This is a genomic window from Hymenobacter amundsenii (assembly GCF_002204745.1).
Lineage (GTDB): Bacteria > Bacteroidota > Bacteroidia > Cytophagales > Hymenobacteraceae > Hymenobacter > Hymenobacter amundsenii.
In genome coordinates this window covers 1-511 of sequence record NZ_NIRR01000113.1, presented here as the reverse complement: position 1 = coordinate 511, position 511 = coordinate 1, and the positions used below count along the sequence as shown (strand labels likewise).

Genomic DNA, 511 nt, shown 5'->3' with positions numbered 1-511 from the left:
CGGCGCGGTGGCCGGCGTCTCCGTTTTCGCCTACGACGTCACCGAGCAAGTGCGGGCCCGCCAACAGCGCGAGGCCGAGCGCCAGCAGCTGCATCACCTGTTCATGGAAGCCCCTGCGCCCATCGTCATCCTCGACGGCCCTGAGTTGGTGTACCAACTCGTCAACCCGGCCTACCAACGCATCTTTCCCGGGCGGGAGCTGGCCGGCAAGCCCCTGTTGGTGGCCTTGCCCGAGCTGGGCAGCACCGACATCCCGGTCATCCTGCAGCGGGTGTATGAAACCGGCGAAACCTATGTGGCTCAGGAGCTGCCCCTGATGCTGGCCCGCCACGCCGGCGGCCCGCTGGAGGACGTCTACTCGACCTTCACCTACCAGGCCCGCCGCACCGCACAGGGCACCATCGACGGCGTGCTCGTCTTTGCCCACGAAGTGACCGACCAGGTGCAGGCCCGGCGCGTGGTGGAAGAAAGCGGCCAGCAGGCGCGGACCTTGGCCGCTGAACTGGCCGCG

Annotated in this window: 1 protein-coding gene; it reads left to right on the top strand. The window is 68.5% G+C overall.

What is annotated here, in order from left to right; genetic code table 11:
• A partial coding sequence (locus CDA63_RS20175; RefSeq protein WP_165768425.1) for a PAS domain-containing protein occupies window positions 1-511 on the top strand: 511 nt, incomplete at both ends.